At 67.7% G+C, this 26,423-nt stretch carries 23 protein-coding genes and 1 riboswitch; of the genes, 11 read left to right on the top strand and 12 right to left on the bottom strand.

The annotated features are described in order from the left end of the window. Positions 1 to 76: 76 nt before the first annotated feature. The gene (locus AC5RT8_RS08855; protein ID WP_494095342.1) at positions 77 to 1,075 is read right to left on the bottom strand and encodes an SDR family NAD(P)-dependent oxidoreductase; all 999 of its coding nucleotides are present in this window, start codon (positions 1,073 to 1,075) and stop codon (positions 77 to 79) included. Positions 1,076 to 1,277: 202 nt separating this feature from the next. Here AC5RT8_RS08855 and AC5RT8_RS08850 point away from each other — a divergent pair, with 202 nt between their 5' ends. Then, positions 1,278 to 2,276 carry a LacI family DNA-binding transcriptional regulator gene (locus AC5RT8_RS08850; RefSeq protein ID WP_494095341.1) on the top strand — a complete coding sequence of 333 codons (999 nt, stop codon included), beginning with the start codon at positions 1,278 to 1,280 and terminating at the stop codon, positions 2,274 to 2,276. A gap of 24 nt (positions 2,277 to 2,300) precedes the next feature. Here AC5RT8_RS08850 and AC5RT8_RS08845 read toward each other — a convergent pair whose 3' ends face one another. Together AC5RT8_RS08845 and AC5RT8_RS08840 are read right to left on the bottom strand one after the other, a co-directional pair. Beyond that, entirely contained in the window at positions 2,301 to 3,362 is a 1,062-nt protein-coding gene (locus AC5RT8_RS08845) for a winged helix DNA-binding domain-containing protein (RefSeq protein ID WP_494095340.1), read from the bottom strand. Positions 3,363 to 3,425: 63 nt separating this feature from the next. Next, positions 3,426 to 4,541, bottom strand: a complete 1,116-nt coding sequence (locus tag AC5RT8_RS08840; RefSeq protein WP_494095339.1) for a GTP pyrophosphokinase — start codon at positions 4,539 to 4,541, stop codon at positions 3,426 to 3,428. Positions 4,542 to 4,639: 98 nt separating this feature from the next. On the opposite strand from AC5RT8_RS08840, the gene AC5RT8_RS08835 reads away from it, so the two are divergent. The 4 genes from AC5RT8_RS08835 to AC5RT8_RS08820 are packed head-to-tail and all read left to right on the top strand — an operon-like array spanning position 4,640 to position 7,822. Beyond that, positions 4,640 to 5,392: an alpha/beta hydrolase family protein gene (locus AC5RT8_RS08835; RefSeq protein ID WP_494095338.1), complete on the top strand. Its 753-nt coding sequence runs from the start codon at positions 4,640 to 4,642 to the stop codon at positions 5,390 to 5,392. A 34-nt stretch (positions 5,393 to 5,426) separates the two neighbouring features. Continuing rightward, on the top strand, positions 5,427 to 6,335 hold the full coding sequence (locus tag AC5RT8_RS08830) for a carbohydrate kinase family protein (RefSeq protein ID WP_494095337.1): 909 nt from the start codon (positions 5,427 to 5,429) through the stop codon (positions 6,333 to 6,335). Positions 6,336 to 6,382: 47 nt separating this feature from the next. After that, positions 6,383 to 6,919, top strand: coding sequence for a YbhB/YbcL family Raf kinase inhibitor-like protein (locus tag AC5RT8_RS08825; RefSeq protein WP_494095336.1), 537 nt, complete (start codon positions 6,383 to 6,385; stop codon positions 6,917 to 6,919). A 51-nt stretch (positions 6,920 to 6,970) separates the two neighbouring features. After that, positions 6,971 to 7,822 (top strand): HAD family hydrolase, encoded by an 852-nt coding sequence (locus tag AC5RT8_RS08820; protein ID WP_494095335.1) that lies wholly within the window; start codon positions 6,971 to 6,973, stop codon positions 7,820 to 7,822. Here AC5RT8_RS08820 and AC5RT8_RS08815 read toward each other — a convergent pair. Genes AC5RT8_RS08815 through AC5RT8_RS08805 form a run of 3 tightly spaced genes read right to left on the bottom strand, consistent with a single transcriptional unit; the run spans position 7,743 to position 12,365 of the window. Continuing rightward, positions 7,743 to 8,522: a phosphatase PAP2 family protein gene (locus AC5RT8_RS08815; RefSeq protein ID WP_494095334.1), complete on the bottom strand. Its 780-nt coding sequence runs from the start codon at positions 8,520 to 8,522 to the stop codon at positions 7,743 to 7,745. The two genes, AC5RT8_RS08820 and AC5RT8_RS08815, sit on opposite strands and share 80 nt — an antisense overlap. Further along, a complete protein-coding gene (locus AC5RT8_RS08810; protein ID WP_494095333.1) occupies positions 8,519 to 9,817 on the bottom strand; it encodes an alpha/beta hydrolase in 1,299 nt (432 codons plus the stop codon). Before AC5RT8_RS08810 ends, AC5RT8_RS08815 begins: the two co-directional genes overlap by 4 nt. Before the next feature lie 10 nt (positions 9,818 to 9,827). Beyond that, the gene (locus tag AC5RT8_RS08805; protein ID WP_494095332.1) at positions 9,828 to 12,365 is read right to left on the bottom strand and encodes a bifunctional lysylphosphatidylglycerol flippase/synthetase MprF; all 2,538 of its coding nucleotides are present in this window, start codon (positions 12,363 to 12,365) and stop codon (positions 9,828 to 9,830) included. 122 nt (positions 12,366 to 12,487) lie between these two features. Here AC5RT8_RS08805 and AC5RT8_RS08800 point away from each other — a divergent pair, with 122 nt between their 5' ends. Both AC5RT8_RS08800 and AC5RT8_RS08795 read left to right on the top strand, forming a co-directional pair. Continuing rightward, positions 12,488 to 13,300 (top strand): glycerophosphodiester phosphodiesterase family protein, encoded by an 813-nt coding sequence (locus tag AC5RT8_RS08800; RefSeq protein ID WP_494095331.1) that lies wholly within the window; start codon positions 12,488 to 12,490, stop codon positions 13,298 to 13,300. Between the two features lie 47 nt (positions 13,301 to 13,347). Continuing rightward, positions 13,348 to 14,457: a glycerate kinase gene (locus AC5RT8_RS08795; RefSeq protein ID WP_494095330.1), complete on the top strand. Its 1,110-nt coding sequence runs from the start codon at positions 13,348 to 13,350 to the stop codon at positions 14,455 to 14,457. 12 nt (positions 14,458 to 14,469) lie between these two features. On the opposite strand, the gene AC5RT8_RS08790 is transcribed toward AC5RT8_RS08795, so the two are convergent. Further along, positions 14,470 to 15,783 carry a uracil-xanthine permease family protein gene (locus AC5RT8_RS08790; protein WP_494095329.1) on the bottom strand — a complete coding sequence of 438 codons (1,314 nt, stop codon included), beginning with the start codon at positions 15,781 to 15,783 and terminating at the stop codon, positions 14,470 to 14,472. A 135-nt stretch (positions 15,784 to 15,918) separates the two neighbouring features. On the opposite strand from AC5RT8_RS08790, the gene AC5RT8_RS08785 reads away from it, so the two are divergent. Beyond that, on the top strand, positions 15,919 to 16,794 hold the full coding sequence (locus AC5RT8_RS08785; RefSeq protein WP_494095328.1) for an SDR family NAD(P)-dependent oxidoreductase: 876 nt from the start codon (positions 15,919 to 15,921) through the stop codon (positions 16,792 to 16,794). Next, the gene (locus tag AC5RT8_RS08780) at positions 16,791 to 18,233 is read left to right on the top strand and encodes an aldehyde dehydrogenase family protein (protein WP_494095327.1); all 1,443 of its coding nucleotides are present in this window, start codon (positions 16,791 to 16,793) and stop codon (positions 18,231 to 18,233) included. The genes AC5RT8_RS08785 and AC5RT8_RS08780 overlap by 4 nt, the downstream gene beginning before the upstream one ends. Before the next feature lie 62 nt (positions 18,234 to 18,295). Here the strand turns inward: AC5RT8_RS08780 and pgm are convergent, their stop codons facing one another. Continuing rightward, entirely contained in the window at positions 18,296 to 19,927 is a 1,632-nt protein-coding gene (gene pgm / locus AC5RT8_RS08775) for a phosphoglucomutase (alpha-D-glucose-1,6-bisphosphate-dependent) (RefSeq protein ID WP_494095326.1), read from the bottom strand. Between the two features lie 127 nt (positions 19,928 to 20,054). Here pgm and AC5RT8_RS08770 point away from each other — a divergent pair, with 127 nt between their 5' ends. Beyond that, positions 20,055 to 20,420 carry a hypothetical protein gene (locus tag AC5RT8_RS08770; protein WP_494095325.1) on the top strand — a complete coding sequence of 122 codons (366 nt, stop codon included), beginning with the start codon at positions 20,055 to 20,057 and terminating at the stop codon, positions 20,418 to 20,420. A gap of 62 nt (positions 20,421 to 20,482) precedes the next feature. Here the strand turns inward: AC5RT8_RS08770 and AC5RT8_RS08765 are convergent, their stop codons facing one another. From AC5RT8_RS08765 to AC5RT8_RS08755, 3 genes are all read right to left on the bottom strand, one after another. Then, the gene (locus tag AC5RT8_RS08765; RefSeq protein WP_494095324.1) at positions 20,483 to 20,686 is read right to left on the bottom strand and encodes a hypothetical protein; all 204 of its coding nucleotides are present in this window, start codon (positions 20,684 to 20,686) and stop codon (positions 20,483 to 20,485) included. An 81-nt stretch (positions 20,687 to 20,767) separates the two neighbouring features. Next, positions 20,768 to 21,973, bottom strand: coding sequence for a cobalamin-independent methionine synthase II family protein (locus tag AC5RT8_RS08760; protein ID WP_494095323.1), 1,206 nt, complete (start codon positions 21,971 to 21,973; stop codon positions 20,768 to 20,770). 18 nt (positions 21,974 to 21,991) lie between these two features. Continuing rightward, a riboswitch (SAM riboswitch) is annotated at positions 21,992 to 22,115 on the bottom strand. Between the two features lie 117 nt (positions 22,116 to 22,232). After that, positions 22,233 to 23,702, bottom strand: a complete 1,470-nt coding sequence (locus tag AC5RT8_RS08755) for a peptide MFS transporter (protein WP_494095322.1) — start codon at positions 23,700 to 23,702, stop codon at positions 22,233 to 22,235. Between the two features lie 208 nt (positions 23,703 to 23,910). Between AC5RT8_RS08755 and AC5RT8_RS08750 the strand changes: the two genes are divergently transcribed. Beyond that, positions 23,911 to 24,897, top strand: a complete 987-nt coding sequence (locus AC5RT8_RS08750) for an MsnO8 family LLM class oxidoreductase (protein WP_494095321.1) — start codon at positions 23,911 to 23,913, stop codon at positions 24,895 to 24,897. A gap of 11 nt (positions 24,898 to 24,908) precedes the next feature. Here the strand turns inward: AC5RT8_RS08750 and AC5RT8_RS08745 are convergent, their stop codons facing one another. Beyond that, a complete protein-coding gene (locus AC5RT8_RS08745; protein ID WP_494095320.1) occupies positions 24,909 to 26,309 on the bottom strand; it encodes an amidase in 1,401 nt (466 codons plus the stop codon). Positions 26,310 to 26,423 lie beyond the last annotated feature (114 nt).

Below are 26,423 nucleotides of genomic sequence, written 5' to 3'. Positions count from 1 at the left end.
CGGGCCGGAAACGACGACGGCGGCCGGCCCCCTCCGAGAGAAGGGAACCGGCCGCCGTCGTTGTAATTCAGCGGAATTAGACCGCGGACCAGCCGCCGTCCGAGGGCAGGATGGCGCCGTTAATGTTGACGCCGTCGTCGCTGAGCAGGAACGTGATGGACGCTGCCAGCTCCTCGGCGGAAGCCAGGCCCGGAATGTTGACGCGGGCGGGGGTCAGGCGGGCTTCGCCGTACTCGCTGGTCTTGCCGCCCATCGGAATGCCGGTGGCCACGCCGCCCGGAGCAACTGCGTTGACGCGGATGCCTTCCTTGGCGTACATGAACGCGGTGCTGCGGGTAATGCCCACCACCGCGTGCTTGGATGCCGTGTAGGCCACGCCGGATGCCGAGCCGCGCAGGCCGGCCTCCGAGGTGATGTTCACGATTGAACCCTTGTGCGCTTCGAGCATGGTCGGCAGCACGGCGCGGGTCAGGCGCATCAGGCCCTCCACGTTCACGGCAAAGATCTTCTGCCACATGGCATCGGAGACCTCGTGCAGCGGGCTGAAATCGTCATTGATGCCTGCCACGTTGGCCAGGCCGTCAATCTTGGCGCCGGAAGCTTCCATGATGCGGTCAATGGCGGCGGCGTCGGTCAGGTCTCCTGCAACCGGAACAATGGCCTCGCCCAGCTCTTCGGCGAGTTCCTTGATGCGGCCTTCGGCAATGTCGACGGCGATGACGCGGCCGCCTTCACGGGCAATGCGGCCGGCGGTGGCGCGGCCGATGCCGGAACCGGCACCGGTGACGATCACGGTGCGGCCTTCGAAGCGGCCCTCAACGGTCGGCAGGACGGTTTCGGCGATCTCGGGCATAACGCCGCCGTTGGCGGCCTTCACGAGTTCATCCACTGCAGCCTGCGGGAACTTGCCCTGGCTGAGGTCAACCAGCTGCTGCAGCTTCATGGTCAGGGCGGGGCCGAGGGTGTTCTCGTCACTTCCGGCCTGCGCAAGGAAACCGCGGATGGCGGGGCCGCCGGCGGGGTGGTCGAGCCACTGCTGGACGGTGTTCTGGGCGGTGATGGGCTGGTTTGCCACGAGCCGGTCCTTTCAATTCAAGGGGCGGCCGTAGTCTGCGGCCGCTGTGTCGCTGGCAGCTAGGCGTGTGGGTTACACGTGTAAGTTGCCTGTATCGTCAGAATACCGGAGAAAACCGGAAGAACTAAGCACGTAGGAGTCCGGAGTCCGGAGTCCGGAGTCGGAACGCTGCAGCGCGCAGAACGGGAAGGATACGGCCGGAATGAACCGCAGGGTCACGTCCAACGACGTCGCACAGGCTGCGGGCGTTTCCCGCGCCACCGTCAGTTACGTGCTCAACGGCCGTGCCGGGCAGAGTATTTCCTCCGCCACCCGGGAACGGGTGCTGGCCGCAGCCCGCGCACTGGGGTACACGCCGTCGACGGCTGCCCGCACCCTGCGCCGCGGCCGTAGCGACCTGGTCCTGATGCTGCTGCCGCCCGAGCCCCTGGGCCGGGCCCTGGCCATCATGATCGACGCCGCCTCCGAGGAAGTGGAACGGCAGGGGCTGCGTCTGGTGGCGCACCGGCTGCCGGCGCAGGGGGGAGCGCCGTCCCTGGTGCAGTCGCTGGCTCCGGCAGCGCTGATCCTCATCACCCCGCTCCCGGAGCCGGAACTGGCAGCCCTGGCGGGCAGCGGCATTAAGGTGGCGTCCCTACACCAGGCGCTGGAAGACCCGCTGGCGCCGGACCTCGGCATTGGGGCATGCCAGGTACAGCACCTGGCAGCGGCGGGACACCGGCGGATCGGCGTGGCGGTTCCACCGGAGTCCGGTTACGCCTGGCGGGCGGATGTCCGGCTGGCGGCCATTGCAGACGCCTGCAACCGGCTTGGCCTTCCGCAGCCCGACGTCGCCCGGCCGGGCCTGGACGCAGGGGAGGCGGCTGCCGTCGTCGACCGCTGGAGAGCAGGACCACAGCCGGTGACTGCAGCCTGCGCGTTCGACGACGAGCACGCCTTTGCCCTGCTGGCCGGGCTGGCCGCGCGCGGACTACGTGCACCGGAGGACCTGGCGGTGATCGGTGCCGAGGATATTCCGCTGGCGTCGCTGGCGGTTCCGCCGCTGACCACGGTACGGATGGACGCCCGGGAGCTGGGGGAGCGCTTCGCCCGGACGGCCGTGGCGCCACGGGACGGGCAGGTATCCGGGGCGGGCACCGAGGTGCAGCCGGACGAGCCGGCCCTGCCTTCGGTCCATCTGGTGCGGCGGGCTTCGGCGTAAGCCGGGTCCGCCGGCGGGCGGCATTCAGCCGTGCGGCCAGTCCGCGACGGCCCGCTCGATGTCCCGCCGCTTGGCTGCCGGGACCCGCTCCACCAGGTCGATGACCGGTCCCGGTGCCGCCCGGGAGGTGCGGGGCAGCCGCCAGGTACCCACTGCCACGCCGTCGTCGAGCACGACCGGCCGGAACACTCCGTTCCCGCCGGGAACAATGGCCGTCAGCATCCCAGGGCTGGCGACCAGGGACCGGTCCGCATAACCAAGGATCCACTCGTCGAAGGCCGGCAGCAGGCAAATCCCGGAAGGGCCCGGAATCTCCGGATCCCCGATAATCCAGGCCGGGCGTCCGTCCACGTCCACCTGCACCAGGTCCGGCACGGAGACCGCCGCCTTCCGAACCAGGGTCTTGGGCAGCTTTGTCCACCACGCCAGGTCGGCCTCGGTGACCGGACCGCGGGCCAGGACAAAGCCGCGGACCGCAGCGGTGAAGTCGTCTCCGGTGGCAGTCTCCGGGTCGGCAGCGGAGCCGGGCGGGGTGAACGTCAGGAGCTGCTCGGCGCCGGACCCGGCAAACCGCCCCCAGTGGGCCAGGCCTTCCACGCAGAGGTGCATCAGCAGGTGGTAGCCCCGGCCGTCGGCGGTATCGATCCCCGCGGCGTCCCAGAGTTCCAGTACTTCGGCGCGCCGCAGCGGCCGGTCAATCAGGGCTTCGCGCAGGATGGAACGGGCGCGGGCGAGCACCGTCTCGTCGAGGCCAAGATCCGACCGGCGCCGGGCGGCCATCCCTCGGGTCCGCTCACCCGTGACCGACAGCAGGGTTGCCAGATGCTTCGGCGTGGTGGCGAAGAGGGTGCCGCGCATCGGCCAGCTGCGCACCAGCTCGCCGCGGTCAAAGGCGTCCCGGACATCCTGCACGCTGGTTCCCGGGCGGGAGCGGACGGCAATGGCCCGCAGCACCCCGGGCAGGTCCTGGCCCTGCAGGGCCACCGCGCGGTCCACCACCTCGGTCGGGGAAAGGTGTGACCCGCCCACCAGCTGCGCGGCGTGCCGCATCCGGCGCGCGTCCTGTCCGGAAAGGGAAACTGCCACGAGGTAAAGCTATGCCGCCGCTGCAAAGCCGGCAAGGCCCCCGGTTACGCCTGCCTGCAGCTCCTACTGTCCCTGCTCCGCCTCGCGCGCCCGGAAGGTCTGCATCTGCCGGTAGCGCCTGCCCAGGGACTCGCGGCGCGGTTTGACCGGTGCGTCTTCGGGCTCGGCGGTGAGGTCAATGTGTTCCTTGCCGAACCGCCACAGCAGCAGGTCATCCAGCAGCCGGTCCGGACCCGGGGAGTAACGGTGGTCCAGGGCGGCCCGGACCTTGGTGATGGCATCAGCCTGCAGGAGCCCGGCCAGGTCCATGGTGGTCTTCATACCGTGTGCGGCCAGCAGTTCCGCCGCCCAGCCCCAGTCATCCCCGGACTTACGGTTCACGTGCGGCAGCAGGGTCATCCACACGTCCCGGATCCGGTTAGGGGTCAGCGGGGCGCTGCCCTCGCCCTCCTCGTCCCAGAAACCGGTGACGGTCTCGTAGCGCTCATGCAGTTCGGCGAAGGCCGTTTCCACCGTTTCCAGCATGGCTGCGGTAGCGGTGAACTGGCGGTCGAAATACGGGCTCCAGGCACGGGGGTCGCCGGCCTTGAACCGGATGTCATGCTCGATTTCGGACCAGGCGTGGGCCAGCACGGTACGGATCTGCACCTCGAACAGGTAGCTGCCGTTAGGGCGCTGGTCCGGTTCCAGTAGCTTGTGGAACTCCCGCACGGTTTCATTCTGGATGGTTCGCAGGATCAGGTGCCGGCTGGAGTAGCCGTAAGTGCCGGATTCAATGGAGCCGATGTCCTTCTCGCGGTCGCCGCGGCAGTCGAACTCCGCCCGCTGGCGCTTGATCAGGTTGGCCGCTTCATCCACTTCGTGGGGCAGTGTCATGATGATGCGCAGGCCCACGAGGTCCGTGAGGTTGCGCAGCGGATCCGGGAACAGCAGGGAGGGCAGTTCGCCGGGGTTTTCCGGGGGCAGCATCCGGGAGGCCTTGTCCCGGAAGGACTCCACTGACTTGGTCCGCGAGGCTATGAATAGCGGCTTAACCGGACTGTCGGCGAAGACAGTGCGAAGATTCGCTTCCATCTCCGCGGTCACCGCTTCCAGTCCCGGCCGGACCCGGGCGTACTCATCGGTACTGGCCTGGACTACGGGCCGCAGCCGCTCATCCAGTGTGTCCCACGCGCTCACGCTGTTTTCCCTCTCCCCTGCCGCCGCCAGGTACGGCGCTTGTCCACAGTACCGATAGGCTCCCTCCCAGATTAAGCCCCGCAAGCAGAAGGATCGTCATGCCAGCAGCCGCCCTGCGCATCCCCTACGGCCCGGACCCGGACCAGTACGCCGAACTGACCCTTCCGGAAAGGGATGTGCAGACAGCGGTGGTCATCATTCACGGCGGATACTGGCGTGCCGCCTATGACGCGGAACTGGGCCGGCCGCTGGCGGCAGACCTGGCCGCCCGCGGGTTCGCCGCCTGGAACCTGGAATACCGCCGGGCCGGCAACGGCGGCGGCTGGCCGGGAACGTTCGAGGACGTCTGCGCCGGGATCGATGCCCTGGCGCCGGCGGCACGGGAGCACGACGTCGATCTCTCCCGGGTGGTCCTTCTGGGCCACTCCGCCGGCGGCCACCTGGCTGCTCTCGCAGCAGCCCGGACGGGTGCACCGGAGCCCCTGGCCGGGGTGGTGCTCCAGTCCGGGGTCCTGAATCTGGCCCAGGCCCACGAACTGGGCCTGAGTGACGGAGCTGTGCGGAACTTCCTGGGCTGTCCGCCGGACCAGGATCCGCAGCGGTACCGGGACGCCGATCCCATCCATGCCCTGCCGTTGCCGGTTCCGGCCTGGGTGCTGCACGGCGAGGATGACACCACGGTGCCGCTGAGCTGCTCCAGCAGCTGGGTGGACGCGGCGCTGGCCAGCGGGGCCCGGGCGCAGCTGCGCACGATCCCCGGCGACCACTTCGCCATGATCACCCCCGGCACGCCTGCCTGGGCCGCCGTCGTCGGCGCAGTCCATGAAGCCGCCGGAATAGCTGTTTCTTAAGGAAACCGAATCATTGCTCTGTTAGGTTGGAAGTGTGCTTACTGTTATTGGCGAAGCCCTTGTGGATGAAGTAGTCAGCGACACGGCGCCCCGGCGTTCCCACCCCGGCGGCAGCCCGCTGAATGTCGCCGTGGGCGTGGCGCGGCTGGGGCGGCCCGTGCAGTTCGTGGGCCGCTTCGGTTCCGATACCTACGGAGCGATGATCGCCGAACATCTCCGGGCCAATTCCGTGCTGACGGCCTTCGAAGCCGATGACCTCCCTACGAGTGTGGCCACCGCCGTGCTGGATCCGGCCGGCGGCGCCAGGTACACCTTCGACCTCGAGTGGACGCTGCCCAACCTGGACGTACCGGCGCTGCTGGACGGAACCACCATGGTGCACACCGGGTCCATCGCCTCCATGCTCTCGCCGGGGGCGAACCACGTGCTCCACGCCGTGGAACAGGCGCGACCGGGCTGCACCGTCACCTATGATCCGAACTGCCGGCCGACCATCATCACCGATGTCTCCTACGCCCGGGAACAGGCCGAAAAATTCGTGGCCCTGGCCGACGTCGTCAAGGCCTCGGACGAGGACCTGCAGTGGCTCTACCCCGACGAGCCGGCGGAGGAGTCCGCCAGGCGCTGGCTCGCTGCGGGCCCGTCGCTGGTGGTAGTCACCCGGGGATCCAAGGGGCCGTGGGCCGTGGCCGCAGCCGGTGAATGCGAAGTGGGTGCACCCACCGTCAGCGTGGTGGACACCGTAGGTGCCGGGGATTCCTTTATGTCCGCACTGCTGGTGGGGCTGATGGATCTGGAGCTCGACGGCGGCGCCCGCCGCAGCGACTTGGCCCGGATCGGTGTCGGTGCCCTCCAGGAACTGCTCTCCTTCGCGGCACGCGCTGCAGCCGTCACCGTTTCCCGTGCCGGAGCCAACCCGCCCTACCGCCGCGAAGTTCCCTGATCCTGCCGCGCACCGCGGCCCCAAGCCAACTACCCGAAAGGAAATCAGTGGAAAGCCGAGACCCGTACGAGGCACTCCCGCAGGTGCCCGAGTTCACCGTTAACAGCGAAGAATTCGCGAACGGCGGCACCTTCGCGCCGGCGCAGTACAGCGCCAAGATGGGGGTAGCCGACGGCCGCGACGCCTCGCCGCAGCTGGCCTGGTCCGGCTTCCCGGAGGCCACCCGCAGCTTCGCCGTCACGATGTACGACCCCGACGCACCGACAGCCAGCGGCTACTGGCACTGGGCTGCGTTCAACATTCCGGCCTCGGTCACCAGCCTTCCCGCGGATGCCGCCAATACCGGCCAGCTGCCGGAAGGCACTGTACAGCTGTCCAATGACGCGGGATTCGCCGGATTCGTGGGTGCGGCCCCGCCCGCAGGGCACGGCCGGCACCGCTATTTCGTGGTGGTCCACGCGGTGGATACGGAGGAACTGGACGTTGCGCCGGACGCCACACCGGCTGACTTGGGGTTCGCGCTCTTCACCCACACCCTGGCTCGCGCCACGATGATCGGAACCGCTGAAATCCCCGAGGGCTAGGGTTCCCAAGGGGGACATTCCCGTACCCGCGGCCGGAAGTAAGCTGGAGGCATGCAGGGGCAGCGGGGGCCGGTACGGCTGATAGCAAGCGACATGGACGGCACCATTGTGGGTGCCGACAACAGCATCAGCGACCGGACCGTGGAGGCCTTCCGGGCCTGCATGGCTGCGGGAATCGAGGTTGTCTTCGTGACGGGGCGTCCGCCCCGCTGGCTGGACCCGCTGCGTGAGCGGATCGGACATGCAGGTACCGTGATCTGCTCCAACGGGGCCATCACCTACGACCTGGCCGCCGAGCGGGTGCTCTCCACCCGGCTGCTCCCGCTGGAACAGATGTTCGACGCCGCGGAGGTCATCAGGAGCCTCTTCCCGCGGGTACGTTTCGCGGCGGAGACGGTGGACGGCCTGCATCTGGAGGATGGCTTCGTGGACAGCGGTTCCGTGGAACTCCTGGGCGGCATAGTCCCAGGCCCGCTGCGGGAATCCCTGGCGGGCCAGCCCGGCGTGGCGAAATTCCTGGCCCGCGGTGCCGACATCTCCCCGGACGAGTTCCTGCGCCGGGTGGCACCGGCGGTGTCCGAACTGGTGGAAACCACGCACTCTGCGCCGCGGATGCCGCTGCTGGAAATGTCCCTGCCCGGCCTCAACAAGGCCGCCACGCTGGCCAACTACGCCGCGTCGAAGGGTATCGGCGCGGCGGAGACCATCGCCTTCGGTGACATGCCCAATGACATCTCAATGCTGGACTGGGCCGGCCGGGGCTACGCGATGGCCTCCGGCCACCCCGACGCCCGCGAGGCGGCCGACCATACCGCGCCCGGTTTTACGGACGACGGCGTGGCAGTGATCCTTGAGCAGCTGCTCGATGTTCGGGAAGCCTCCTCAGAAGCTGGTGCGCGGTAATCACCACCGCCAGCCAGGCCGCTCCCAGTGTCCAGGCCACCAGTACATCCGTCAGCCAGTGGTGCCCGAGATACACCCGGCTCAGGCCTACCGCGAATGTGAAGACCGCTGCCGCCAGGGCAGCGGAGACCTTCGCCCAGCGGCTGTGCACATGCAGGATCACCAGATAGGCCAGGATCCCCGCGATCACGATGGAGTTCAGCGTGTGCCCGCTCGGAAACGAGGCCGAAGACTCATACGGCGGCACGGCGTCGGCCAGATCGGGCCGGGTCCGGCCGATCAGTGCCTTTCCGGAAACCGTCATGAGCAGGGATCCCCCGGCAGCGGCGGCAGTCAGGATCAGCGGCGTCCAGGAACGCCAGCGCAGGCACATCACCACCAGCACGATCCCGGCAATAATCGGCATGCCGACAGTGCCTGCAAGGTTGGTGAAACCGGTGACGGCGGCATCCAGTGCCGGGGTGCGCAGTCCCAGCGCGGTTTCCAGTGCCGGCCGGTCCAGTCCGGCGATGCCGTCGGCATCGGTGACCGATTCATAGACCTCTGCGGAGACCAGGGTCAGGGCAAGGGCCGGAATCAGGCCGGCAGCGAGAATGACGAGCAGGGTCACATGCGGCGAGGTGGCGCGGCTGATCGCATGCAGGAAGCGTCTGAGCGGGTTTGCGGCGGGAGCGGGCTGCTGCCCGGGATCGATGCTCATGGGTCAAGTATGCCAAGACGGGCGGACAGCCAATCCAAGTTGTTCTCCAGCCCGGCCCGCCAGACCTGCCAGGAATGTCCACCGGGAAGCTCCTGGAACTGCACATCCGCGCCGGCGGCCCGGGCTGCCTCGTACACCTGCCTGCCTTCCGGGGCATATACCTTGTCCTCGCGGCCGACGACGACAATGCCGGCAAGGTCCGGAAATGACATCCGCCGGAACCGGTCCACCGCATTCTGGTCCGCGAAGGCGGCTTTGTCCCCGTTGAAGTAGGTGTCCAGCAGTGCCTGCTGCCCGTCGGCATCCGTGGGCTGGTTTTCGCCGGAAATGTCCAGGAATGTGGGATAAACGTCGGGGTGGTTGGCGGCCAATTGCACGGCGCAGGTGCCCCCGAAGGAATACCCGGCGATCGCCCACTGGTGCGCCCCGGCGGTTCCGGCCCCCAGCTGCTGCTGCACCCAGGCGGGCAGGTCCCGGGCCAGGTAGGTTGCCGAGTCACTGACCGTGGTGTCCAGGCACAGCGGCCAGTTCGGGTTGGAGTCGTTGCTGGCATCGGGCATCACGACAATCGGAGCCAGGCCGTCGTGATGCGCGGCGAAGCCGTCCATCATTTCGGCTATCCGGCCGCTGACCAGCCAGTCATTCGGGGAACCGGGCTGGCCGTGGATCAGCACCAGCACCGGGAAGCTGACCGCTCCCGGATCCGCCAGGTAGGCCGGCGGCAGATAGATCAACGCCGGGTGGGAAGCGTACCCGGAAGAGGCGGCCGGAATCTCCGCGCGGTAAACCCTGCCATCGCCGGGCATATCGGGCGGCGGGGACCAGGTGTTTTCTGCGGCTGCTGGCCGGTCCGCACCGGGGTCGGCCGGCCGGGGCAGGGGATCGTCCGTGGCCGACGGCGGATTCAGGAGCGAACGCACGGTGGGGTACTGGTGGTAGGCAAGGTTCACTGTGCAGGCCAACGCCAGCAGGAGGCCGAGCGCGGCTGCGATGCCCGCCAGGCGGCGGGACAACCGGGTACCTCGAACGGCCGGCAGCCCGACGGCCAGTTGGAGACCGAGTATGACCAGAGCGGCGTAGAGGTAGAGGATGCGCGGAAACGAAGCATTCCACCAATGGAATATAACTTCGGCCAGCAGGTAAAGCAGTGCCGTGCAGGCAACCGCCACGGCGGTATGAACCAGGATCCGGCGCAGCCCCAGCTGCCGGGCGGCTATCAGGAGCCACAGAAGAGCCGCCGCGCCCAGGGCCAGGGCAAGGGCGGGGAGGATCCCGTCCACCAGGGACAGCGTCATGACCGTGTCCTCACGGGGCCCGGTCCATGATCCGGCGGGCCAGGGCCAGGCCCTGCCCCAGGGAGAGGCCCGGAACATAGGCCCGTGCCAGGGCATTGGCTATGGCCGGCAGGGCCGCGGGGTCCGGATAGGCCATGAATAAGGGCACGTATTCCGGCGAGAACTTTGCCTTGAACGCCAGCAGGGACCGAAATCCGTACACCGGTTCCAAGGTCTGTCCCAGCCGGTCCAGCAGCCGGTCCATTATCGGCGGCACGTCCTCCGCTTCGCTGTTGTCCGGATCCCCTTTGGCGCGGGCCAGCGGCGCACCCGAAAGGCTGAGCACGGAAAAACCCTCGTCCTGCAGCGACAGCGCTGCGGACGCTATGAGGAAATCCATCCCCAGCCGGAAGCCGCTGCTCCGCCGGCGCATGAAATCCAAGGTCCAGCCCGCTACCGCTCCGTCCCGGTAGACCGGGAGCCATGACGTCACCGCATGCACGGTTCCCTCGTCATCTACGGCCAGCAGGCAACGGACCTCCGGGTCATCGACTTCCTCGAGCCCGCCAAGGGTGAAACCCATCTCCGGCATATCCTTATCTGCCACCCATTCCTCCGAAATGGCGTGCAGCTGGTCCTTCACCGCCAGCGGAGCCGCGGGGTAACGGATCCATCGGGCCCGGATGCCCAGTTTGCGGGCGGAGTTCATGGCCGTGCGGAGGTCCTGGAACTTTTTTCCCCTGAACGCGAGCGAACCCAGCGGAAGCAGGGTTTCCTCGGCTACCTGGAACGAATAAAAACCCAGCCCGGCACTGTAGTTTCGCACCTGGGAACCCACGGAGTAGAAGCAGGCCGTGGTGCCGTTGGCGGCGCAGAAGGCAGCGAAACCTTCCACTGCGGTGCGAAGCTCGTCCCGGGGTCCCACGGGCTCCCCGACGCTCAGCGCCACGCCCAGATCCATCCGGTACGCCACATACGAATTCCCGCTCGGGGAGAACCAGTAGTTGTTTCCCGCCCAGAGCGTCATCCAGGCCATGGTGCTGCCGCCGTGGGTCCGAAGCAGCGAGCGGGCCCGGTCCGCATCGGCAGTGGCCGGACTGTAGGGCGGCTCCAGGAAGGAGCGCAGGAGCAGTGCACAGACAAGGACCCAGAACACCACTCCCACGCCTTCATACAGGAGGACGGCCGGAAGAGTCTCCGGCACGAGGCCGGGGGCACTGCTGGACACTTCGAGGACCGGAAGGAAACGCCCGGGGAGATCCGCTGCAAGCTTCCCCGGCGTGGCGGTAGGTGAGAAACCGTTCCGGTTCACCAGGCCCGCACCCAGATAAAGCGCCGCAAGCAGCACCGCCGCCAGGGCTGCGGTACCCGCCAACCGCCGGTAGGTCCCGGCCGGCGCGGAAACTGAGAAGAGCCCGCGGGTCAGGGCAAGAAGGACCAGCACCGCAAACGGAACGGCCATGGGAAGCAGCAAGGCAATGTAGTGTCCGGTGCCGCGGCCCAAAGTGCCAGGGTTTTCCCCGGCCAGGAGACGGGTGATCCGCACGGTGGCCAGCAGGGTCATGGCTCCCTGCAGGAGCAGAGCGGCAAGCCAGGCGAAGCGCCGCCCCCGCCGCAGGCCGTCCGAAAAAACAGCCAGCAGCACCAGCGGCAGTGTGGCCAGGAAGAACGCAGCGGGGCCGGCGCGCAGCTGGATCCGCGCGGCGGCACATCGCGCCGAATCTGCAGCGCCACCGCAAACCTGTTCCAGGTCTGCCGGAGTCCGCACCTCAACGTCCGTGAACAGGTACCGCAAAATGGACAGCGGCCCCACGGCCTCACTGCTGAGGGCGCTGATGACCGGCCCCGCAGCGGAGGCCAGCACGGCCAGGGAGACCAGTACCCGCGCCTCGCGCCGGCTCGTGGCCAGCCTGCGTGGAATCACCGGGCGGCGGCCCGCCAGGAACGGTCCGGCCACTGCGCCGGTGCCGGCCGCTGCCAGGACCGCCAGGCTGGAGAAGCTTCCGCCGTAGAGCGCCAGCAATATCAGCAGCGTGAACAGGGTGAGCCGCAGGCGGCGGCGCCAGAGGGTTCCCAGCAGCGCGCTGGCCGCCGCCCCGGCCGCCGCCAGGAAGGCTATCGGGCCCACATAGGATTCGGAGACGAGCGCGCGGGACCAGTCGCCAATGGACGCGCTGGTCAGCCGGGCAAAGCCGGCGGTCAGCAGCAACCCCGTGACCTGGCCGCCGAAACCGGCCAGCAGGAACCGCCCGGTCCCTAATAGCCGTTCGCAGGGAGGGCCGGCCAGCAGCGCGAGAAGGGTGCCTCCGAGATAGCCGGCCGGGCCCTGCGCCCAGAAACAACACAGAACCAGAGCCAGTGGATTCGCGGACTCGCTGTCGACGGAAACGGTCGCCCAGGCCAGCAGCGGCCCCTCCGGTCCGCTGCCCAGCGAGGAGGTGAGCGCCCCCAGAATCCAGAACAGGCCAATGAACGTGAGGGTTGCGGGAGCTCTGCCGGCACTGCCGAGCAAGCGCCGGAGCGGCCGGCTTGCTCCGAAGCGGCGCCATACGGGAAATTTGTCGGGCACGGTACTGACCTCCACGGACCACGCCGGCGGCAGGGGCTGCCGGTTGAAGTGCTGTCAGTCTAGGCGCGTGCGCCTGCCACGGTCCGCACTGCGGGCATGCCGGCCGTTGGTAAGGTACGAATGTGTTGGCAACTTACCCATATTTCCGTGCGCCCCGGGACACCAGGGCGACCGCGGACCCTGAACCGTCGCCGGTTCCCCTCGCCCTGGCTCACCGGGGCTTTTCGCCCGACGGCTACGAAAACACCCTCGCAGCTTTCCGCGCCGCCGCGAAGCTGGGCATCGGCTATCTGGAAACGGATGTGCGCACCAGCCGTGACGGCATCCTGATGGCCTTCCACGATGCGACCGTTGACCGGTTGTCCGGCGGTGTGGCGGGTAAAATCAGCCAGCTGACCCGGAAGGAACTCAGCGATGTGATGGTGGGCGGATCGGAGCAGATCCCCACCTTCGAGGAACTCCTGAGCGAATGGCCGCAGATGCGGTTGAACGTGGACGTCAAGGACTCGGCCGGGGCGGCACTGCTGGCCGCCCTGGTGGAAAAGCATTCAGCCCATGACCGGGTCCTCGTCGCGTCCTTCTCGGACGTCCGCCGCCTGCGCACCCTGCGCCGCCTCAGCAGGCCGGCCGCGAGCTCGGCCGGCAGCGCCCTGACGGCGGCGCTGCGCCTGCTCGCTCCGCTGGGAGCGGCCGGGATCCTCGCCCGGCTGGGCCGTTTCCAGTGCGTCCAGGTTCCGTTGCGGTTCGGCCCCATACCCGTGGTGACACCGGGTTTTGTCCGTCGATGCCACCGCGCGGGAATCCAGGTGCACGTCTGGACCATCAACGACGAGCACACCATGAACCGGCTGCTCGACCTGGGCGTTGACGGAATCGTCACTGACCGTGCGGACCAACTTGTACGCGTACTCAAAGACCGCGGGCAGTGGAGGTAGCGCGTACGTAGTGCCCTTTTGTCCGTTCCGGCTGGCAGGATGAAGGCATGCGTGTAGTTATTGCCCCGGACAAATTCAAGGGATCGCTTAGCTCGGCCGAGGCCGCTGCGGCTATGGGTGAAGGGGTGCTCGCGGTTTACCCGGATGCCGAGGTCACCGCGGTTCCCGTGGCCGACGGCGGCGAGGGCACCCTAGAGTCCGCACTGACCGCAGGAGCGCAGCCCCGCACCGCCCGGGTCCGCGGGCCGCTGGGGCGCGACGTCACCGCCGTCTGGGCCCTCGCGGGCGATACGGCGATCATTGAAACGGCACGGGCCAGCGGTCTGGCCCTCGTGGATCCCTCCCCGGAGACAGCACTGGCCGCCACCAGTTACGGCAGCGGACAGCTGATCGCCGAGGCACTCGACGCCGGTGCCCGCACCATCATCCTGGGCATCGGCGGCTCGGCCATGACCGACGGCGGATCCGGGGCGTTGACTGCCCTGGGGCTGAAAATCCTTGATGGGGACGGTGCACCGGTTCCCCTCGGAGGAGCCGGTTTGCTGCACGCCGCTTCCCTGGAGGCCGCCGGGCTGGATCCGCGCCTGGCGGAGGTGGACCTGAAAATTGCAGCCGACGTGACTAATCCGTTGCTCGGCTATGAAGGTGCGGCATCGGTCTTCAGTGCCCAGAAAGGCGCTGGTGCCGCGGAAATGCAGGTGCTCGAAGACGGGTTGCGCAACTGGGCAGGGCTGCTGAAGTCCGCGACCGGCGCCGACGTTGATATCCCCGGCGCCGGTGCGGCCGGCGGTTTTCCCTCCGGGTTCCTGGCCTTCACCACGGCGTCGCTGAACCCGGGATTTGAACTGCTCAGTGCCTTTACCGGACTGGATGCCGCGCTGTCCGGCTGCGATCTGGTGCTCACGGGCGAAGGGTCCCTGGACGAGCAGTCGCGCTACGGCAAGGCGCCGTTGGAGGTGGCAGTCCGCGCCCGGAACGCCGGGATCCCCGTGGTCGCCGTGGCCGGCCGGATCACCCTGGTGCCGGACCAGCTGCAGGAGTACGGCATAGTCGCCGCGGTCAGCCTGCTCGACGTGGTGCAGCGGCCGCAGGATGCGATGGACCAGGCGGCAAAGTACGTCGCGGAGGCCACCCGGCAGGTCCTGGAAGGAGCCTAGCTTCCCGGATGCCTAGCCCAGGCGGCTGGGTGTGGCTCCGGCGTCCTCCTGCGGCTGGTCAGGGTCCGTGCCCCTCCAGCGGGCGATTGCCTGCATGCCGTGATAGGCGATCAGGGTGGCCCCGGTGCCCAGGGCAATGCCGCCGAATTCCAGTCCCGCCACTATCCACGTGAAGTTCGCGATGGCAATGATCAGGCCCAGCCCGGCGGTCGAAAGGTTGATCGGATTGGAGAAATTCACCCGGTTGTCCACCCAGATGCGTACCCCGAGGATGCCGATCATTCCGTAGAGGACGACGCCGGCGCCCCCCAGCACCCCGCCGGGCACCGTGGCGATCATCGCGCCGAACTTCGGGAACAGGCTGAGCAGGATGGCCACGATGCCGGCCACCCAGTATGCCGCCGTGGAGTACACCCGGGACGCGGCCATCACGCCGATGTTTTCCGCGTAGGTGGTGGTCGCGGACCCGCCGCCGGACCCGGCCAGCATGGTGGCCACGCCGTCGGCCATCAGCGCCCGCCCGGCGTACGGGTCCAGGTCCCGGCCCGTCATTGCGGCCACCGACTTCACATGGCCCACGTTTTCGGCCACCAGGACCAGGACCACCGGAACGAAAAGGCCGATCACCGAGAAATGGAAGGTGGGGGACTGGAACTCGGGCAGCCCGATCCAGGCGGCGTCGCCGATTGCCTGGAAATCGACCTCGCCCTGCAGCATTGCCGTGATGTAGCCGGCCACCACCCCGACCAGGATCGACAGCCGGCCCAGGAACCCCTTGAACAGGACGGTGGTCAGCAGGATCACCACCACGGTGACCGTGGCGGTCAGCGGGCCCTTCTCGAAATTGTCCCTTGCCGAACCCGCCAGGTTCAGGCCGATCAGGGCGACGATGGTGCCGGTAACAACCGGGGGCATCAGGACCTGGATCCAGCGGGTACCCGCCAGCTGGGCTGCGAGTCCGACCAGGAAAAGGGCAAATCCGGCCATGATGATGCCGCCCAGGGCCCCGCCGGGTCCGTGCTGGTTGGTGGCGGCGCCGATCGGTGCAATGAACGCGAAGCTCGAACCCAGGTAGCTGGGAACCCGGCCCGCGGTGATGATCAGAAACAGGAGGGTGCCGATGCCGGAGAACAGCAGGGTGGTGGCCGGCGGAAAACCGGTCAGGAGCGGCACCAGGAAGGTGGCGCCGAACATGGCCACTACGTGCTGGGAGCCGATGCCGATGGTCCGCGGCCAGCTGAGGCGCTCCTCCGGGGCGACATAAGTGCCCGGGCGGATGGTTTTGCCGTCTCCGTGGAGGGTCCAGTCCATACCGAATCTGCTCATGGTGGTGCCTTCCGGAGAAAGGGGTGTTTAGACAAAATTCTAGCCGTCCTTCAGAACCGGGGTGCTACGTTGCATAAGAAGCATGCAAGGTCAGGGCGTGGCCTTGATCGCAGACCGACCGGACGATGGAGCAGCATGAGTATTTCAGTTGCAGGACGCGTTGTCCTGATCACCGGCGCAGCCATGGGCATGGGGCGCCTGTATGCGGAGCGCGCCGTACGCGGGGGCGCTGCGGGCGTGGTGCTGTGGGACCTCAATGCCGAGGCCCTTGCCGACGCTGCCGCGGCGCTGCGGGAACTGGGCACATCAGTGATCCACCCCTACGCGGTGGACGTTGCCTCCCTGCCGGACATCACCGCCGCAGCCGAGCGGGTCATCCGGGACGCCGGGGTTCCGGACATCCTGGTCAACAACGCCGGAATCGTGCGCGGCAAGTACTTCTGGGAACACGCACCGGAGGCGGACATCGACGCCGTGATGCAGGTGAATACCCTCGCTCCCATGCAGGTGGCCCGGGCTTTCCTGCCCGGCATGATCGAGCGGCGCACCCCCGCCCGCATCCTCAATGTTGCCTCGGCTTCCGGCACGCTGTCCGTTCCGAAAATGAGCGTCTACACGGCTTCCAAGTGGGCGGTCATCGGCTGGAGCGATTCACTGCGCCTGGAACTGAACGAGTCGGGCAACGGGCACGTTGCCGTGACCACCCTGATCCCCAGCTACATTAAGACCGGGATGTTCGAAGGCGCGCGGGGACCGCTGCTGACGCCGCTGATGGAACCGGAGTACGTGGTGGACAGGGCCTGGGAAGCCATGCTTGCGGGGAAGGCGCGGCTCCAGCTGCCGTGGACCGTGGCACTGGGCAGTGCCCTGCGCAACGTCCTGCCGCAGCCGGCCTGGGACGTGGTGGCAGGACGCGTCTTCAAGGTCTACCAGTCCATGGACCACTTCACCGGCCGGCGGCCCGCCGCACCCCAAGTACAAACCGCACCAAAGGAAAGCACCCAGGCATGAGCAAAATGGTCCCGGCTTTTACCGGAACGTCCTCCAGCGATTCGGCCCCAGGTTTCCCGGATACTTCACCGGCAGCCGTTCCCGCCGTGCTGGCTCGGGTGCGGGAAACCTATGAATCCGGTCGCACCCGGCCGCTCGGGTGGCGGCGGCAGCAGCTCCAGGGACTGGTCCGGTTGTTCTCCGAGCGGGAACGGGAGTTGGCCGATGCGCTGGCCGCGGATCTGGGCAAGAATCCGCTTGAAAGCTACGTCACCGAGCTGTCGCTGGTGCGGGCGGAAGCCGAACACGCCCTGAAGAACCTGGAGAAGTGGACCCGGAGCCGCCGCGTTCCGGTTCCGGCGGGTCTTCAGCCGGCCTCGGCCCGGACCGAACCGCAGCCGATGGGCGTGGTGTTGATCATCGGTCCGTGGAACTATCCCGTGCAGCTGGTCCTGGCCCCGTTGGTGGGTGCCCTGGCCGCCGGGAACGCCGCGGTGCTCAAACCCAGCGAACTGGCCCCGGCCACGTCGGCCGTGCTGGCGGACCTGCTGCCGCGTTACGTTGATCCGGCCGCCGTAGCCGTGGTCGAGGGGGGCCAGGAGGCCAGCACCGCCCTGCTGAAGGAACGCTTCGACTCGATCTTCTTCACCGGCGGGGAGCGGGTGGGCAGGATTGTCCTGCAGGCCGCAGCCGAACACCTGACCCCGGTCACCCTGGAACTGGGCGGGAAATCCCCGGCGGTGGTACTGGACGGCAACTGGTCCGCGGTGGCACGTCGCCTGGTCTTCGGAAAACTGTTGAACGCCGGGCAGACCTGCGTGGCACCGGACTATGTGCTGGTGACGGAAAAGGCTGCACCGGCACTGAAGAAGCACCTGGTCCGGGCCGTTACGGAGCAGTTCGGCAAGGACCCGTCCCGCAGTGCGGACCTGGGGCGGATTGTCAATGAACAGCATTGGGAACGGCTGGTGGGGCTGCTGGACAGCGGCACCATCCTGGCCGGCGGGCGCAGCGACCGCGGCACGCTGTACCTGGAGCCGACCATCCTCACGGATGTGGCACCGGATTCGCCGGTGATGCAGGAGGAAATCTTCGGACCCATCCTGCCGATCATTCAGGTGAAGAACCTCGAGGAGGCAATGCGGTTCATCAATTCCCGGCCTGTTCCGCTGGCCGCCTATCTGTACAGCAACTCCGCGGCGGACCGGAAAACGTTCGAGGACGGGGTCCGGGCGGGCAGCATCAATCACAATGCCAGCACCGTGCAGCTGGCGGTGCCCGGCCTGCCGTTCGGCGGTGCCGGTGCCAGCGGGACCGGCGCGTACCACGGGAAGTACACCTTCGACACCTTCAGCCAGCTGCGGCCGGTTTTCACCAAAGGCACCCTGCTGGACACCCTCCGGTTCGCCTACCCGCCCTATACGGGGCTGAAAAAACGGCTCCTGCGCAGGCTGCTGTAACCCGCTGCCGATGCACGGAAGGGGCGCGCCGGCGGGTGCACCCCTTCCGTGGACCGGGCGGCCTAGGAGATCACACCGTCCACAATGGCCTTGGCTTCGGCCTGGACCTGGTGCAGGTGCTCCTCGCCCTTGAAGGACTCGGCATAAATCTTGTAGACGTCTTCCGTGCCCGACGGGCGTGCAGCGAACCAGGCGTTCTCCGTGGTCACCTTCAGTCCGCCGATGGGTGCGCCGTTGCCCGGCGCCTCGGTCAGGCGGGCGGTGATTTCCTCGCCGGCCAGGCTGGTGGCGGTGACGTCCGACGGCGAGAGCTTGGCCAGCGCTGCCTTCTGTTCCCGGGTGGCGGGGGCGTCCACGCGGGCGTACTCCGGGTCGCCGAACCGGGCGGTCAGCTCACGGTAGCGCTGGGACGGGGTCTTGCCGGTCACGGCCGTCATTTCCGAGGCCAGCAGTGCCAGCAGGAGCCCGTCCTTGTCGGTGCTCCACGGCTTCCCGTCGAGCCGGAGGAAGGACGCGCCGGCGGATTCCTCGCCGCCGAAGGCCGTCTCCCCGGACAGCAGGCCCGGAACGAACCACTTGAAGCCCACCGGAACCTCCATGAGTACCCGGCCCAGGTCGGCAGTAACCCTGTCGATCATGGAGGAGGAGACCAGGGTCTTGCCCACCATGGCGTCCGCGTTCCAGCCGGAACGGTTGCGGTACAGGTAATCGATGGCGGTGGCCAGGTAATGGTTCGGGTTCATCAGACCCGCATCGGGAGTGACAATGCCGTGGCGGTCCGCATCGGCGTCGTTGCCGGTGGCAATGTCGTAATCCCCGGCCCTGGAAATGAGGGAGGCCATGGCATACGGGGAGGAGCAGTCCATGCGGATCTTCTCGTCCCAGTCCAGGGTCATGAACGCCCACTGCGGGTCGACGTTGGGGTTGACCACGGTCAGGTTCAGCTGATGCCGTTCCGCGATGGCGCCCCAGTAATCCACCGAGGCCCCGCCCAGCGGATCTGCGCCGATGTGGAGTCCGGCGCTGCGGATGGCATCCAGGTTCAGCACCGCGGGCAGGTCTTCGACGTAGTGCGCCAGGAAGTCATAGGTGCCCACCGAGTCGGCCAGGCGTGCTTCGCCGAGGGGAATCCGCTTCACCCCTGACAGGCCGTTTTCGAGCAACTGATTGGCGCGGTCGGCAATCCAGTTGGTGATGTCCGACCCGGCGGGTCCGCCCGTGGGCGGGTTGTACTTGAACCCGCCGTCTGCGGGCGGGTTGTGCGACGGGGTGACCACAATGCCGTCGGCCTGGTCCGTGCGGGTGGCGTTGTGCACGAGGATCGCGTGGCTCACGGCCGGGGTGGGGGTGAACCCGTTGCGCGCATCGATCTGCACGTTGACGCCGTTGGCGGCCAGGACCTCCAGCGCCGTGTTCTGCGCCGGTTCGGACAGGGCATGGGTGTCTTTGCCCATGAACAGCGGTCCGGTGATACCGGCAGAGGTGCGGTATTCCACGATGGCCTGGGTGATGGCGGCAATGTGCTGCTCATTGAAGGCGCCGTTCAGCGAAGAGCCGCGGTGGCCGGAGGTGCCGAAGACAACGCGCTGGGCGACGTTGGAAGGATCCGGCACGACGTCGTAATAGGCGTCCAGGAGCGCGGTGAGGTCTACAAGGTCGGAAGGTTCGGCGCGTTGGCCGGCACGATTAGACATACCCCTAAGCATGCCAAAGAAACGCCGCAGGCGGCAGACGCAGGCCTGCAGGTGGAAATTCCGTGCGCGGCCGTATGCTCTATCCCAACGCCGCAGATCGGCGGCAAAGCGGGGGAAGGGCAGGTGGATGGCTTCTTCGGGGACTTCCGCCCGGGCCACGGGCGCCGGCACGCCTGCCGGAATACTCCGCGGCACCCGGATGATGATGGTGTTCTTCAACGCGGCCTACCTTTGCGCCGCACCGGTGTTCTGGTTTTTCTGGACGCAGCGGTCGGCATTCGCGCTGCCGAAGTGGGCGGAAGACACCGTGGGTTTCGCCAGCGGTCCGCTGCCCGCACTGGCCTTCGCCGGGGCCTGGATCGCGGCGTCGGTCCTCTTCGGGCGGGGCCGGCGGCAGGCCGGGGCCACGGCGTTCAACACCGTGTGCGCGCTGGGTGGCCTCGCGGCGGCCACCGCGATGCTGGTGCTGACCAGTGCCGGGCTGGACGGCTGACCGCGCGCCGAACGAGGTAAAGGTGCGGCGGTGGAATCCCTCCGCCGCACCCACCCGGCAGGTCAGCTGTGCTTGTCCTTGAAGTTCTCGTTGTCGGAATTCAAGCCCTGTGCGAGGTTCGAGTGCACTTCCGTCCGCGGGTCGGAATGGTCCTGGCTGCCGCTGCCGTCGGGGACTTCTTCCGAGGTCTGCACCAGGTTCTCCATGGCGTTCTCGATCGGGTTCGTGGATTCCGTCTTCGGATCGTGTGCATTCGTGTCAGCCATAATGGCCTCCTCTGCTGTGAACCATAAGTAACCTTACGGTTCCACTCTAGACCACTGAAGCCGGCCGGCGCCGCTGCCCGCTTACCAAAGCCGGCTGCTGGCGAGGCGGGCACCGGCCCCGAGCGCTTCCAGCTTGGCGGCTGCGATCTGCGGATGCACCCGGCCGCCCAGGCCGCAGTCCGTGGAGGCAATGACGTTTTCCCGCCCCACCAGCCGGGCAAAACGTTCAATGCGGTCCGCTATCAGTTCCGGGTGCTCCACCACGTTGGTGGCATGGGAGACGACGCCGGGAAGAATGATCTTCCCGTCCGGCAGCTTGGTGTCTTCCCAGACCCGCCATTCGTGCTCGTGCCGTACGTTCCCGGCCTCGAAGCTGTAGGCACCGGCATTGATCTGCAGCAGGGTGTCCGCCAGGTGGCGGAACTCAATGTCGGTGGTGTGCGGTCCGTGCCAGGAACCCCAGCACAGGTGGAAGCGGATCTGCTCTTCGGGCAGCCCCCGCAGGGCATAGTTGAGCGCCTCCACCCGGATCTGCGTGAAGCGCAGGTAGTCCTCAACCGAAGGTTCCGGATTGATCTGGTCCCAGTTCTCCGCAATGGACGGATCATCGATCTGGACGATCAGTCCGGCGTCGACAATTGCTTTGTACTCCTCGCGCATCGCATCCGCGCAGGCGTAGATGAACTCCTCCTGCGTGGCGTAGTACTCGTTGGCTATCCGGGAACAGGAGCCGGGGGACAGGGAGGCGAGGAAACCCTCCGTTGCACCCGTGCCGGCCAGGGCAGCCTTGAGGTTGGCAATGTCGCGGGCTACGGCGTCGTACCCCGTGTATTCCACCGGTCCCGTGACCTTAGGAAAAACCTTCTGCGGCCCTGTGGTGATGCCCGAGGACGGGTCGGTGTAGGCATCGGCGAAGCGCTGACGGTCGCGGCGGTCCCCGAAACTGGTCAGGACAATGGCGCCGGGTGCGGAGCGGTGCGGCTCCATGTCCCAAATTCCGGTCTCGGCAACACTGAGGCCGCTGAGCCGGGAGAAGGAATAGGACCACCACGCGCCGTAGTCGACGGCGGAGGACATCGCGTGCCCGTATTCGCCGTCGTTCGGGATGTCGATGCCCGCTGCCTGCTGGCGGCGCACCAGGTCGGCGACGGCGGACTGCAGCAGTTCGGCGTAGCCCTCCGCGGTCGCCGGGTCGGCGGCGCGGGCGGCGTTCGCGGCGATCAGTTCGGGTGTGCGCGGGAGGGAACCGGCGTGGGTGGTCAGAATGCGGTCGGTGCTTTTGCGCATGGCGGTGATCCTTAGGAATCCGTGCTCTTGCCTGCACCGGGCGCCCAGGGGGCGGTGCAGGCCGCTTCGTCATCCGAACCACCCGCGAAGCATGGGGTTGGTGCACGGCCAAGTCGGAGCTTGGCGGCCGTGTCTCCTGAAGCTGGACCCATCGTAGCCATGCTGCCGGGATGCGGCCAAGAAGATGACGGCACGCAAAAAAGGACGGCGGCCCCGGAGAATTCCGGTGCCGCCGTCCCAGGCGCGTGGTGCAGGTGCGCTAGCGCACGCCGCCCATGAGCTTCTTGATCGACGGCGTGGCCACAGCCAGGGCGATGCCGAGGATGATTGCGGTGACGCCGCTGAAGGTGAAGTAGCTGACTTCGGTTGCCGGGTCGTAGAACTGTGCCAGCCAGCCCGCCATAGTGGTGCCCAGGGAAACGGACAGGAAGAACAGCGCCACCATCTGGTTCCGGAAGACTTCCGGCGCCAGCTTGGTAGCCACGGACAGGCCAATCGGGGACAGGAACAGCTCAGCGAACGTGAACAGCAGCAGGATGCCGGCCAGGGCCAGCAGCGGGGTGCTGTTCGGTGCGCCGCCCGAGAACGGAATGAAGGCCAAGAAGGCGAGGCCCATCACGGACAGACCCATCGCGAACTTCAGCGGGGAAGACGGCTGACGGTCGCCCAACTTGGTCCACACACCGGCGAACACGGCAGCGAAGATGATGATGAAGACCGGGTTGATGGACTGCACCCAGCTCGGCGGCATTTCCCAGCCGAAGATCGTGCGGTTCAACGAGGAGTCCGCGTACAGCGCCACCACCGTGAACTGCTGCTGGAACAGGGCCCAGAACGCAGCGCTGGCAATGAAGAGGGGGATGAAGGAATACACCCGCCGGCGCTCCACCTGGTTCACCTTCTTGCTGCCGAGGATGACGACGAAGTAGGCGACGGCCGCCGTGATGGCCACGATCGCCATAACGACCGCGAGGTTCTTGGCAGTAAGGATGTTGAACACGACGGCCAGCACAATGACCACCAGGGCAGCCGCTGCGATGAGGCCGACCTTCATGTACTGCTGCTTCGGCAGCGGGTTGGCCACCTGGTGGGCGGATTCGGGCAGGTTCTTTCGGGTCATCCCGTACTGGATCAGGCCGATGGCCATGCCGAGGGCGGCCAGGCCGAAGCCGATGTGGAAGCCGTAGCGGCTCCAGGCCAGGCCGGTCAGGATCGGGCCGATCAGGGCGCCGATGTTGATGCCCATGTAGAAGATGGAGAAGCCGGCGTCGCGCCGCTGGTCTTTTTCGTCGTACAGGGTGCCCACGAGCGAGGTCGCGTTGGCCTTCACGCCGCCGGAACCCACGGCGATCAGGATCAGGCCGGTGGCCAGTCCGACGGCGCCGGGCAGCACGGCCAGGGAGATGTGGCCCAGCATGACCAGTGCGGCAGCGTAGAACAGCACCCGTTCGGCGCCGAAGACGCGGTCCGCCAGCCAGGCACCGAGGATGGTGGAGAGGTACACGCCACCGCCGTAGGCGCCGACCAAGGAGACGGCAATGGCTTCGTCAATGCCGAGGCCGCCGTCGGTAGTGCTGTAGTACATGTAGTACAGCAGGATGCCCTGCATGCCGTAGAAGGAGAATCGCTCCCACAGCTCAACACTGAAGAGGTTGGCCAACATCCGGGGATGGCCGAAGAAGTTTTTACGCGCTTCTTTTACGCCTGGGGTACTGGGGGTATGGCTCACGCGTTAATGTTCCCACTCCCCGGAGGGGCAAAAGCAGCCACATCCCAAAGATTCCGCCGAACACTAGGCAGCTTTTTGGCAGCTTATGTTGAAGGTCACAGGAAAATGGGATGATTTTGCCCGCGTTACATGCATAAGCCCCTGCATGACGCGCGGATTTGCGCGGCGGGTCCGGAATTCCCCCGCCGCCGTGCGGGTTGGAAGGGGTATGGCCAGCCTCAGCGTTCCCGTCTCCATCCTTGACCGCGCCAACTCCCGGGAAGGATTTTCGGAGGCCAACGCACTCGGTGCCGTCCTTAACCGCGCCGAATCGGCAGAACAGCTGGGCTACCGGCGCTTTTGGGTGGCGGAGCACCACGCCGTGGCCGGGATTGCAGGTTCGGCACCCGCCGTCCTGATAGCCGCCCTGGCCGCCCGCACCAGCAGTATCCGGATCGGCTCCGGCGGCATCATGCTGCCGAACCACGCACCGCTGGTCGTGGCAGAGCAGGCAGCTACTCTGCAGGCGCTGCATCCGGGCCGGATCGACCTCGGTCTCGGCCGCTCCATCGGTTTCACTCCGGCAGTGCGGACAGCGCTGCGGGCGGGACAGGCCGAAGCGGAACAGTTCGAGGAGCATGTGGGCGAGCTGCTGGCCTACCTGGACGGCACCGCGCCGATCACCGCCCGCCCGCAGGACGGCGGGCAGACGCCGGTGTTTATCCTCGCCACCGGAGCAGGAGTGGAAATAGCCGCCCGCGCGGGCCTCGGCGTCGTCCTGGGCGGCCCGGCACTTTTCCGGCGGAACAGCGCCGGGCAGGCAGGGGCCCTGGAGCGGTACCGTCGGGCCTTCCGCCCCTCCGGCCGGTTTCCCCGTCCCTACGTGCTCGCGGCAGCCAACGTTGCCGTGGCGGGCAGCGAAGGCGAGGCAAGGGACCTGCTGCTGCCCGAGGCGCATGCCCTCGCCGATTCCCGGACCAAGGGAGTGTTTCCCGCCCTGTCACCCGCGGATACTGCCGCCGAACTGTCCGGACGGCGGCAGGAGCTGGTCCTCAGCACTTTGGAAACCTCGGTCTACGGGACCGTCGGACAGGTATACCAACGGCTCGAGGACCTGGTGGCGTCCTCCGGCGCGGATGAACTGCTCGTTACCGGCGGCGCCTTCGACGTCGAGGGACAGCGGGAATCCGACCGGCTGCTGGCCGGCCTCTTCTAGGCCCGCCGGCGTCAAAACCCCAGCTGCGCCGCCGCGGCCAGCAAATCCGCTTCGGCGCCGGGGCGCCCGATCAGCTGGATGCCCATGGGCAGGCCGGCCGCGGTATCCACGACCGGAAGGGTGATCGCCGGCAGACCGCAGACGTTCACCATGGACGTGAACGGGGAGTACCGGCACTGCCGTGCGTAGTCCTCGTCCGCCCGCTCTTCAGCGCCGGCGTCGTCGCTGGTGTACCAGCCGACGGGCCGCGGTGTCATGGCCAGGGTGGGCGTCAGGATCATGTCATAGGCACTGTACTGGCGGATCGTTTCGGCTTCGAAGGAGCGCAGGACGTCGACGGCGGCCACCAGGTCCGCGGCGCTGCGGCCGAGGGCGCGCCGACGCATGACTGCCGCCAGGTCCGTCAGCCGTTCCTCGCCGCCCGGCGCCAGCGCGGCTGTCGCCAACCCGGCCGTCCACACGGTCCGGAACGCATCCGGATACTGCTCGTCATAGACCAGGTCCGTGTCCACCACGTCATGCCCGGCACCGGCCAGGGCCACGATACCGGCCTCGAGGGCAGAGACCGCTTCAGGCTCAAGCCGGATGTCCAGCCTGGATTCGAAGGGTGAGCGGGTGCTGACCCCGATCCGGAACCGGCCCTCGGCCCGCAGGGCGGCAGCGAGGAAGGTGCCCGTGACGGATGCGGCGCTGGTGGCCCGGTGGTTGGGCTCATTCACCATCGCATCCAGCAGCAACGCGGCATCGGCGGCACTGCGGGCCAGCGGACCGGCCACCACGAACTGGGCCAGGTCCTGCTGCGCGGAGCCCGCCGGAATTCTCCCGCGGTTGGGTTTCAGCCCCACCAGGCCGGTTGCGGCCGCCGGGATGCGCACCGAACCGCCGCCGTCGGTTCCCGGGGCGAAGGGAACCAGGCCGGCGGCGACGGCGGCTGCACTGCCGCCGGAGGATCCGCCGGGGCTGAGCCGGAGGTCGCGGGGGTTCCGCGCCGGCGGCCCCACCCGGTTTTCGCTGTAACTGCTGAGGCCGAATTCCGGCACCTGCGTCTTGCCCAGGCTGATGGCTCCGGCCCGGCGCAGGACTGCCGGCAGGGGGGCGTCCTTCTCAGCGATCCACGGGTCCAGGGCGGCGCTGCCCATGGTGGTGCGGACTCCGGCAACATCGGTCAGGTCCTTGTGCGCCAGCGGCATCCCGTGCAGCATCCCTAGGGATCCGCCGGCGGCCCGGTGCGCATCCGCAGCCCGCGCCTCCGCCACGGCGAGTTCCGGCGTCGGCGTGAGGAAGGCACCCAGTTCCGGGTTGAGTTCCTCCATCCGCCGCAGGTAATGGACGGTGACTTCCTCGGCGCCCAGCGTGCCGGCGGCCAGGGCATCCCGGAGCTCGACGGCGGTCATCTCGTGCGGAGCGGGCATTGCAGGCCTTTCGGTGCGGGCGGGGTCCGGACGTTAGTTCTCACGAACCGCGTCCCACTATAGGCTGGACAAAACGGCACCGTATCCGGGACCGGGTGTGCCCCGGAACCGGAG

The organism is Arthrobacter sp. Ms25, from assembly GCF_059090365.1.
This window is presented reverse-complemented; position numbering and strand designations above follow the sequence as displayed.

Coding starts and splice junctions, on each gene's coding strand:
- AC5RT8_RS08850 (WP_494095341.1), top strand. CDS start 1,278: ATGAACCGCAGGGTCACGTCCAACGACGTCGCACAGGCTGCGGGCGTT.
- AC5RT8_RS08835 (WP_494095338.1), top strand. CDS start 4,640: ATGCCAGCAGCCGCCCTGCGCATCCCCTACGGCCCGGACCCGGACCAG.
- AC5RT8_RS08820 (WP_494095335.1), top strand. CDS start 6,971: ATGCAGGGGCAGCGGGGGCCGGTACGGCTGATAGCAAGCGACATGGAC.
- AC5RT8_RS08815 (WP_494095334.1), bottom strand. CDS start 8,522: ATGAGCATCGATCCCGGGCAGCAGCCCGCTCCCGCCGCAAACCCGCTC.
- AC5RT8_RS08810 (WP_494095333.1), bottom strand. CDS start 9,817: ATGACGCTGTCCCTGGTGGACGGGATCCTCCCCGCCCTTGCCCTGGCC.
- AC5RT8_RS08795 (WP_494095330.1), top strand. CDS start 13,348: ATGCGTGTAGTTATTGCCCCGGACAAATTCAAGGGATCGCTTAGCTCG.
- AC5RT8_RS08790 (WP_494095329.1), bottom strand. CDS start 15,783: ATGAGCAGATTCGGTATGGACTGGACCCTCCACGGAGACGGCAAAACC.
- AC5RT8_RS08785 (WP_494095328.1), top strand. CDS start 15,919: ATGAGTATTTCAGTTGCAGGACGCGTTGTCCTGATCACCGGCGCAGCC.
- AC5RT8_RS08780 (WP_494095327.1), top strand. CDS start 16,791: ATGAGCAAAATGGTCCCGGCTTTTACCGGAACGTCCTCCAGCGATTCG.
- pgm (WP_494095326.1), bottom strand. CDS start 19,927: ATGTCTAATCGTGCCGGCCAACGCGCCGAACCTTCCGACCTTGTAGAC.
- AC5RT8_RS08770 (WP_494095325.1), top strand. CDS start 20,055: ATGGCTTCTTCGGGGACTTCCGCCCGGGCCACGGGCGCCGGCACGCCT.
- AC5RT8_RS08765 (WP_494095324.1), bottom strand. CDS start 20,686: ATGGCTGACACGAATGCACACGATCCGAAGACGGAATCCACGAACCCG.
- AC5RT8_RS08760 (WP_494095323.1), bottom strand. CDS start 21,973: ATGCGCAAAAGCACCGACCGCATTCTGACCACCCACGCCGGTTCCCTC.
- AC5RT8_RS08750 (WP_494095321.1), top strand. CDS start 23,911: ATGGCCAGCCTCAGCGTTCCCGTCTCCATCCTTGACCGCGCCAACTCC.
- AC5RT8_RS08745 (WP_494095320.1), bottom strand. CDS start 26,309: ATGCCCGCTCCGCACGAGATGACCGCCGTCGAGCTCCGGGATGCCCTG.